Genomic DNA, 8,839 nt, shown 5'->3' on the forward strand with positions numbered 1-8,839 from the left:
AGGTGGCCGTGGAACCCGCTGAGATCGTCCAGCACTCCGGTGGAGTGATCGGCGTCTCCTGGCTGACGATCGTCCTGCCCCTTTTGGGCGCGGCGATCCTGCTGCTGGGCGGCCGTCGTACCGACCGCTGGGGCCACTTCCTCGGCGTCGCCATGTCGCTGGCGTCGTTCGTGGTCGCCGTGCTCGTCTTCTTCGAGCTGATCGGCCTCGGGGCCGACCAGCGCCGCCGCGTGGTGGAGCTGTACGAATTCCTGCCCGGCGGCTCGATCGACGTCAAGATGGGCCTGCTGCTGGACCCGCTGTCGATCTCGTTCGCCCTGCTGATCACCGGTGTCGGATCGCTGATCCACATCTACTCGATCGGCTACATGGCGCACGACCCTGACCGGCGGCGGTTCTTCGCCTACCTGAACCTCTTCGTCGCGGCGATGCTCCTGCTGGTGCTGGCCGACAACTACCTCGGCCTCTACATCGGCTGGGAGGGCGTGGGTCTCGCGTCCTACCTGCTGATCGGCTTCTGGCAGCACAAGCCGTCGGCCGCCGCGGCGGCCAAGAAGGCGTTCGTCGTCAACCGCGTCGGTGACATGGGCCTCGCGCTCGGCATCTTCGTCATCTTCACGACGTTCGGCACCGTCGCCTTCGGCCCGGTCTTCTCCCACGCCTCGCAGGCGCCGCAGGGCACGCTGACGCTGATCGGCCTCGCGCTGCTGCTCGGCGCGTGCGGCAAGTCGGCCCAGCTCCCGCTGCAGTCCTGGCTCCTGGACGCGATGGAGGGCCCGACCCCGGTCTCGGCCCTCATCCACGCGGCGACCATGGTCACCGCCGGCGTCTACCTCGTGGTCCGCTCCGGCGCGATCTTCGAGGGGGCTCCGACCGCGCAGCTCGTCGTGACGATCGTCGGGGTGGCCACGCTGCTCGCCGGTGCGATCATCGGTACCGCCAAGGACGACATCAAGAAGGGCCTCGCGGGCTCCACGATGTCGCAGATCGGCTACATGATGCTCGCCGCCGGCCTCGGCCCGGTCGGCTACGCCTTCGCCATCGCCCACCTGATCGCGCACGGCTTCTTCAAGGCCTCCATGTTCCTCGGTGCCGGCTCGGTCATGCACGCGATGAACGACGAGGTCGACATGCGCAAGTACGGGGGCCTGGCCTCCGTCATGAAGATCACGTGGATCACCTTCGGGCTCGGTTACCTGGCCATCATCGGTTTCCCGCTGCTGTCCGGTTACTGGACCAAGGACGGCATCATCGAGGCCGCGATGCACCACAACCCGATCCTGGGCTGGCTGGCCGTGATCGGCGCGGGCCTCACCGGCTTCTACATGTCGCGGATGTTCTTCATGACCTTCCACGGCCGGCGGCGCTGGGACAAGGACGCCCACCCGCACGAGTCGCCCGCCGTGATGACCTGGCCGCTGATCATCCTGTCGGTCGGCTCGGTCTTCGGCGGCGCGTACCTCATCATGGGGAACCGCTTCATGGAGTTCCTCCGGCCCGCCGTCGGCGCGCCCGCCACGGAGCCGGAGTTCGCCCCGTTCAGCGTCACCGGTCTGGTGACCCTGGCGCTGGTCGCGGTCGGCGTGGCGTACGCGTGGATGCGGTACGGCAGGTCCGAGGTCCCCGCGGTCGCCCCGCGCGGATCGTTCCTCACCGTCTTCGCCCGTCGTGACCTGTACGGCGACGCCCTCAACGAGGCGCTGTTCATGCGCCCCGGCCAGTGGCTGACCCGGCTCGCGGTGTTCTTCGACAACCGCGGCGTCGACGGCCTGGTGAACGGCCTGGCGGCGATGATCGGCGGTACGTCCGGCCGCCTGCGCCGTGTGCAGACCGGCTTCGTCCGGTCGTACGCCTTGTCGATATTCTTCGGCGCCGCCCTTCTGGTCGGCGCATGGTTCGTCGTAGGGAACCTGTGATGCCCTGGCTCTCAATCCTGATGGGCGTGCCCGTGGTGGGCGCGCTGGCGGTGGCGGCGGTGCCCAAGGGCAACGACAAGCTCGCCAAGCAGCTCACGCTCGCGGTCTCGCTCGTCGTGCTGGTGCTCACGCTGATCATGGCGTCCCAGTTCGACCCCTCCGGGCGTCGTGACCAGTTCAGCGAGGTCTACGACTGGATCCCGTCGTTCGGGGTCCACTACGCGGTCGCCGTCGACGGCATCGCGCTGGTGCTGATCGCGCTGGCGGTGGTGCTGGTCCCGATCGTCGTGCTGGCCTCCTGGCACGACGCCGACCGGCCGGAGGCCAAGCGGTCGGTCAAGACGTACTTCGCACTGATCCTGGTGCTGGAGGCGATGATGATCGGCGTCTTCGCGGCGACCGACATCTTCCTCTTCTACGTCTTCTTCGAAGCGATGCTGATCCCGATGTACTTCATGATCGGGTCCTACGGCGGAGCCCAGCGGTCGTACGCGGCCGTCAAGTTCCTGCTGTATTCGCTGTTCGGCGGCCTGCTCATGCTGGTGGCCGTGATCGCGCTCTACTCCGTCGCCGGCAAGGGCACCTTCCTGCAGCCCGAGCTGATCGGGGTCATCAAGGACCCGACCACGCAGAAGTGGCTGTTCCTCGGCTTCTTCATCGCGTTCGCGGTGAAGGCCCCGCTCTGGCCGTTCCACACCTGGCTGCCCGACGCCGCCGCGCAGGCGCCCGCCGGTGCGGCCGTGCTGCTCGTCGGCGTGCTCGACAAGGTCGGGACGTACGGCATGCTCCGCTTCTGCCTGGAGCTGTTCCCGGACGCCGCGAAGTTCTTCACACCGCTGGTGATCACGCTGAGCGTGATCGGCATCGTGTACGGCGCGATCGTCGCCATCGGGCAGACCGACATGAAGCGGCTCATCGCCTACACGTCGATCTCGCACTTCGGCTTCATCACGATGGGCGTCTTCGCCATGACCGCCGACGCCGGCTCCGGCGCCACGCTGTACATGGTGAACCACGGCTTCTCGACGGGCGCGCTGTTCCTGCTCGCGGGCTTCCTGATCAACCGCAGAGGCTCGCAGTACATCGCGGACTACGGAGGCGTGCAGAAGGTCGCCCCCGTGCTGGCGGGCACCTTCCTGGTCGCCGGCCTGTCGTCGCTGTCGCTGCCCGGCCTGTCGACCTTCGTGAGCGAGTTCCTCGTCCTGATCGGCACCTACGAGCGGTACGTCGTCCCGAGCATCATCGCCCTGTCGGGCATGGTCCTCGCGGCCGTCTACATCCTGTGGATGTACCAGCGGATGATGACCGGCCCGACGGCCGAGAAGGTCCGCGGCATCACCGACCTGAACCTCCGCGAGAAGTTCGTGGTCGCGCCGCTGCTCGCGCTGCTCATCGGCTTCGGGTTCTTCCCCAAGCCGCTGCTCGACGTGATCAACCCGGCGGTCCACCACACCCTCACCAGCGTGCAGGCGCCGCAGTTCACCCCCGCCATACCCGCCACCGCTGAGAAGAAGGGGGCAGGCCAGTGAGCACGCTCGCCGCCGTCACCATTGAGGCGCCGAAGATCGAATATGGGCAGCTCGCCCCGATGCTCATCGTCTTCGGCGCGGCGATCGCCGGTGTCCTCGTCGAGGCCTTCACGCCGCGCTACCTGCGCAAGTCGATCCAGATGCCCATCACGATCCTGTCGATGCTGGGCGCGTTCGCGCTGACCGTCTGGGAAGGCTTCCAGGGCGTGCGCAACGCCGCCGCCATGGGCGCGGTGGCCGTCGACGGGCCGTCGCTGTTCATCTGGGGCGCCATCCTCCTGCTCGCGATCGTCAGCGTGCTGCTGATCAACGACGACGACCACTTCGTGGCGCAGGCCGCGGCCGTCCCCGGCAGCGCCGAGGAGGACCGGGCGATCGCCGAGGGCGGTGCGCACACCGAGATCTACCCGCTGGTGCTCTTCGCCGTCGGCGGCATGATGCTCTTCCCCGCCTCGAACGACCTGCTGATCATGTTCGTGGCCCTTGAAGTCATGTCCCTGCCGCTGTACCTCCTGTGCGGCCTTGCCCGCCGTCGCCGCCTGCTCTCGCAGGAGGCGGCCATGAAGTACTTCCTGCTCGGCGCCTTCTCCTCGGCGTTCTTCCTGTACGGAACTGCCCTTCTGTACGGCTTCGCCGGATCGGTCGACCTCGGGGCCATCGAGAAGGCCCTCGGCACCGTGGGCGGCCAGGACAGCCTCCTGTACATGGGCGCCGCGCTGCTCGGCGTCGGCCTCCTGTTCAAGATCGGCGCAGCTCCGTTCCAGGCGTGGAAGCCCGACGTGTACCAGGGCTCGCCGACGCCCATCACCGCGCTGATGGCCTCCGGCACGCTGATCGCCGCGTTCGGCGCGCTGCTGCGGGTCTTCTGGGTGGCGCTCGGCAACCTCGACACCGAGTGGATCCCGGTGCTGTGGGCCGTCGCCATCCTCACGATGGTCATCGGCGCGATCCTCGCGATCACCCAGACCGACATCAAGCGCATGCTGGCCTACTCGTCGATCGCGCACACCGGCTTCCTGCTGACCGCCGTGGTGGCGACCGGCAAGGAGGCGCAGAATGTCAGCGCACTCTCGGGCATCCTGTTCTACCTCGTCGCCTACGGCTTCGCCACGGTCGGCGCCTTCGCCGTCGTCACGATGATCCGGGACGCCGGAGGCGAGGCGGGGCACCTGTCCCGCTGGGCGGGCCTCGGCAAGCGCTCACCCGTCCTCGCGGGCATCTTCGCCCTCTTCCTGCTCGCCTTCGCCGGCATCCCGCTGACCTCCGGCTTCTTCGGGAAGTACGCGGTGTTCGCCGCCGCCGTCTCCGGCGGGGCGGTCGGGCTCGTCATCGTGGGTGTGGTGACCTCCGCGATGGCGGCGTTCTTCTACGTCCGCGTGATCGTCCTGATGTTCTTCAGCGACCCGGCTCCCGAGGGTCCGACCATCGCCGCGCCGAGCATGGGGACCGCGGCTGTGGTCACGCTTTCTGCGGCGGCTACGGTAGTGCTCGGGGTCTTCCCGCAGCCCGTGCTCGACCTCGCGCACACGGCTGCGCAGTCGCTGTTCGTCCGTTAGGAGTAATGGTTCATGGCCGCGCCGCCCGTAGTCGACCTGCCTTTCATCGACGAAGGGCTGGCAGCGGATATCGCCAGTGGCCTCGACGCCGTCGAGAAGCTGCTCCGCACGTCAGCCGACAGCGAGGACGCCTTCGTGGCGGAGGCGTCCAAGCACCTCATCGAGGCCGGCGGCAAGCGCTTCCGGGCGATGATCGTGCTCCTGGCCTCGCACTTCGGTGACCCCACCGCGCCCGGCATCGTGCCAGGGGCGGTGGTGATCGAGCTCACCCACCTCGCGACGCTGTACCACGACGACGTCATGGACGAGGCCCGGGTGCGCCGGGGCTCCCCGTCCGCCAATGCCCGGTGGGACAACACGGTGGCCATCCTCACGGGCGACTACCTGTTCGCCCAGGCCTCCGAGATCCTCGCCGACCTCGGGCCCGAGCTGGTCCGCATCCAGGCGCAGACGTTCTCCCGGCTGGTCCGCGGCCAGATCCGCGAGACCATCGGCCCCCGGCCCGGGGTGGATGCCGTCACGCACTACATCGATGTGCTGGCCGACAAGACCGGCTCGCTGATCGCCACCTCCGGCCGGTTCGGAGGCATGCTGGCGGGGGCGTCCGCCGAGGTCGTCGACCGCCTCACCAGCGCCTGCGAGGCCATCGGCGTGGCCTGGCAACTGGGGGACGACCTGCTGGACGTCGCCTCGTCCGCGGGCGAGAGCGGCAAGACCCCGGGCACCGACCTGCGTGAGGGCATCCGCACGCTGCCCGTCCTGTACGTGCTGCAGTCTTCGGCCCCTGAGGACGGGCGGCTGCGGCAGCTGCTCTCGGGTCCCGTCGCGGCGGAGAACGTCGAGGAGGCCGTGGAGCTGCTCCGGGCCAACTCGGCCATGCTCCGCGCCCGTGCCGAGCTCATGTCGTGGGTCGAACGGGCGCGTGGCGACCTCTTGGCGCTGCCCGACATCCCCGCCCGCGCGGCCCTGCTGGCCCTCTGCGACTACGTGGCCGACCGCTCCGGCTGACCTTCTACCGGGCGTCTCAGGTGCGCGAGAGGAGTTCCACCACGGGCGCGAGCCGGTCGGCGTACATCGCGTTCACCGTGATGTAGGAGATGTGGTGAGCGTCCCTGCGGTGGAGCAGCCGGTCGGCCATCTGGCGTGGCGTTCCCCTGAGCACGGCGATCGAGTCCTCAGGGACGTCCGAGCCCATCTGCCGGACCAGCCACGGGGGAACCTCATCACCCACCACGTGGAGACCGGCGCTGAGCTCCAGGCCGTCGAAGTCGTCGCTCGCCTGCCGGATCAGGCGTACGTGCTCCGCCAGGCCGTCCTCGGGGGTGGACGCCGGGAGTCCCAGGGCGACGGTATCGGCGTTCCTCGCGGCGAAGCCCATCATCCGGGCCCCGGAGGCCGCGATCAGCAGGCGAGGGGCCGGTCCGGCGGCAGCACCAGGTTCCTTGGCAGTCGCCTCCCTGCGAGCCATGGCTTTGGGCTCGCTGAGACCCTCGGCTGTGGGCCCGCTCGGACGTGTGGTCTTGGGCCCGCTCGGACCTGAGGTTGTGGGCCCGCTCGGACCTGTGATTTTGGGCCCGCTGGGCCCCGGCCACTTCCTCGTCTGGTGGATCACGTCTTCGAGCTGCCTGATCCGCTGGTCGGGCGAGCCGAACGGCACGCCGAGCCGGGCCGCGTCCTCTCGCGCGTGCGGCCGTCCGGCGCCGAGCCCGAGCTCGAACCGTCCGCCCGACAGGAGGCTGAGCCCGGCGACCTCCCACGCGAGCTGCGCCGGCCGCCGGTACGGGGCCGCGAGGACGAACGTGCCTAGCCCGATCGACGTGGTCGCCGCCGCCGCCGCGCTCAGCGAGAGCAGTGGCGGAAGCGTATTGAGCGTGTCCGGCGTCAGAAAGGTCGCGTACCCGAGGTCCTCAGCGTGGCGTGCGAGCCCGATCCACTGATCGGCGTCTCCCGCCATCCCCGCGACTACCCCGAAGCGAAAGAGGCGATCTGCCATCTTTACCCCCTTGGTTCCCGTCGATGCTCTCGCCTGCGGCGGGCACCGTCGTCGGCCGGTCGGCGGGGTCTCTCGTACGGCCTAGGAGGTATGCGCGGTTCGCCGGGTACGTCCGGCGACGTAGCTCAGACGGCTTCGAGGGCGGGAGCCCTTTTGGCCGCGCGCCTCACCGTGTGGGCGTTGTGCAGCCCTTCCCAGCTGAAGACGGCCAGGGCGAGCCAGATGATCGTGAAACCGGCCCAGCGGCTGGGCGGCATGGTCTCGTGGGCCACCAGCACACCGCAGAGGAACTGCAGAATGGGCGCGATGTACTGCAGAAGTCCGATCAACGTGAGCGGGACGCGGATCGCGGCGGCGGTGAAGCACATGAGCGGGATCGCCGTGACCAGACCGGCGCCCGCCAGCAGGGCGGCATGGCCGAGCCCCTCGTTACCGAAGGTGGACGTCCCCTGGACCTGTAGGAACACCAGATACGCCAGGGCCGGCAGCAGGAGGACGAGGGTCTCCACCGTCAGGCTCTCGGCCGCGCCCACGTTCGCGGACTTCTTGATCAGCCCGTACGTCCCGAAGCTGACCGCGAGGACGAGCGCGATCCACGGCGGCCGGCCGTAGTCCACGGTGAGGACGACGACGGCCAGGGTGCCGAGACCCACGGCCACCCACTGCCACGGGCGCAGCCGCTCTCGGAAGATCATCACACCGAACAGCACGCTGACCAGGGGGTTGATGAAGTACCCGAGCGCGCTCTCGACCACGTGGCCCGCGTTGACGGCGTAGATGTAGACGCCCCAGTTCACCGAGACGACCACGGCGGCGAGGGTGAGCAGGAGAAGCTTTCTGGGCTGCCCGGCGAGCTCCCGGAACCAGGACCAGTGGCGTCTCACGACGAGCACGGCGATGACCGCCACCAGCGACCAGACCATGCGGTGGGCGAGGATCTCCACCGCCCCGGAAGGCTTGAGCAGTGGCCAGTAGAGGGGGAAGAGGCCCCACATGACGTAGGCGGCTATGCCGTACAAGACACCACGGCGCGAATCAGGCATGTAGGCTATTTTCGCTACTGACAGCCTTTACCACAAATAAGCAAGCCTTTGTCCTCTCTTAAGCGATGCTTACCTGAGGAACAAGGGAGGCGGGGCGGTGGTTGGGGTCTCTGCAAGGCTGTCTGACGGAGGTGCGCGATGGGCTGGCTCTTCGGCAAGAACAAGACTTCGATGGTGACCGCGGAGGAAGCACTCCCCGGACGTACGACGACGATGCCCGTGCCCGCACGGCACGAGGTGCTCGACGCGCCCCTCGCCGGGCCGTACCCCGAGGGGACCGAGATCGCCGAGTTCGGGCTCGGCTGCTTCTGGGGCGCGGAGCGCAAGTTCTGGCAGACCCCGGGCGTCGTCTCGACATCGGTCGGCTACCAGGGCGGTCACACCCCGAACCCGACATACGAGGAAGTGTGCACCGGGCTCACCGGCCACACCGAGGCCGTCCGTGTCGTCTTCGACCCCAGCCGGGTGTCGTACGAGGAACTCCTCAAGGTCTTCTGGGAGGCGCACGACCCCACGCAGGGCATGCGCCAGGGCAACGACGTCGGCACGCAGTACCGTTCGGCCATCTACACCCACGGCCCTGCCCAGGAGAAGTCCGCACGGGCTTCCCGCGACGCGTACCAGCAGGTCCTCACCACGGCCGGCTACGACCCCATCACCACAGAAATCGCCCCGGCCCCCCAATTCTTCTTCGCGGAGGACTATCACCAGCAGTACCTTTGGCGCAACAAAAACGGCTACTGCGGCATCGGCGGCACCAACGTCAAGCTAGGTGACCCGTCCGAGTGGGCCGCCTGCCAGA

7 protein-coding genes are annotated in these 8,839 nt (G+C 68.5%); 5 read left to right on the top strand and 2 right to left on the bottom strand.

What is annotated here, in order from left to right:
* Positions 1-2: 2 nt before the first annotated feature.
* The 4 genes from nuoL to AB0O34_RS11985 are packed head-to-tail and all read left to right on the top strand — an operon-like array spanning position 3 to position 6,009.
* Positions 3-1,916, top strand: a complete 1,914-nt coding sequence (nuoL, locus tag AB0O34_RS11970; RefSeq protein ID WP_363915338.1) for an NADH-quinone oxidoreductase subunit L — start codon at positions 3-5, stop codon at positions 1,914-1,916.
* Entirely contained in the window at positions 1,916-3,445 is a 1,530-nt protein-coding gene (locus AB0O34_RS11975; RefSeq protein ID WP_363915339.1) for an NADH-quinone oxidoreductase subunit M, read from the top strand. The genes nuoL and AB0O34_RS11975 overlap by 1 nt, the downstream gene beginning before the upstream one ends.
* Positions 3,442-5,001, top strand: a complete 1,560-nt coding sequence (nuoN, locus tag AB0O34_RS11980) for an NADH-quinone oxidoreductase subunit NuoN (RefSeq protein ID WP_363915340.1) — start codon at positions 3,442-3,444, stop codon at positions 4,999-5,001. The genes AB0O34_RS11975 and nuoN overlap by 4 nt, the downstream gene beginning before the upstream one ends.
* Before the next feature lie 12 nt (positions 5,002-5,013).
* Positions 5,014-6,009, top strand: coding sequence for a polyprenyl synthetase family protein (locus AB0O34_RS11985; RefSeq protein ID WP_363915341.1), 996 nt, complete (start codon positions 5,014-5,016; stop codon positions 6,007-6,009).
* Positions 6,010-6,025: 16 nt separating this feature from the next.
* Here the strand turns inward: AB0O34_RS11985 and AB0O34_RS11990 are convergent, their stop codons facing one another.
* Positions 6,026-6,994, bottom strand: coding sequence for an LLM class flavin-dependent oxidoreductase (locus AB0O34_RS11990; RefSeq protein WP_363915342.1), 969 nt, complete (start codon positions 6,992-6,994; stop codon positions 6,026-6,028).
* Between the two features lie 125 nt (positions 6,995-7,119).
* Positions 7,120-8,037 (bottom strand): EamA family transporter RarD, encoded by a 918-nt coding sequence (gene rarD, locus AB0O34_RS11995; RefSeq protein WP_363915343.1) that lies wholly within the window; start codon positions 8,035-8,037, stop codon positions 7,120-7,122.
* Between the two features lie 138 nt (positions 8,038-8,175).
* Here rarD and msrA point away from each other — a divergent pair.
* Positions 8,176-8,839 (top strand): peptide-methionine (S)-S-oxide reductase MsrA (msrA, locus tag AB0O34_RS12000; RefSeq protein ID WP_363915344.1); only part of this gene is annotated, 664 nt, incomplete at its 3' end.

Source organism: Sphaerisporangium sp. NPDC088356 (assembly GCF_040685555.1).
Classification (GTDB): domain Bacteria; phylum Actinomycetota; class Actinomycetes; order Streptosporangiales; family Streptosporangiaceae; genus Sphaerisporangium.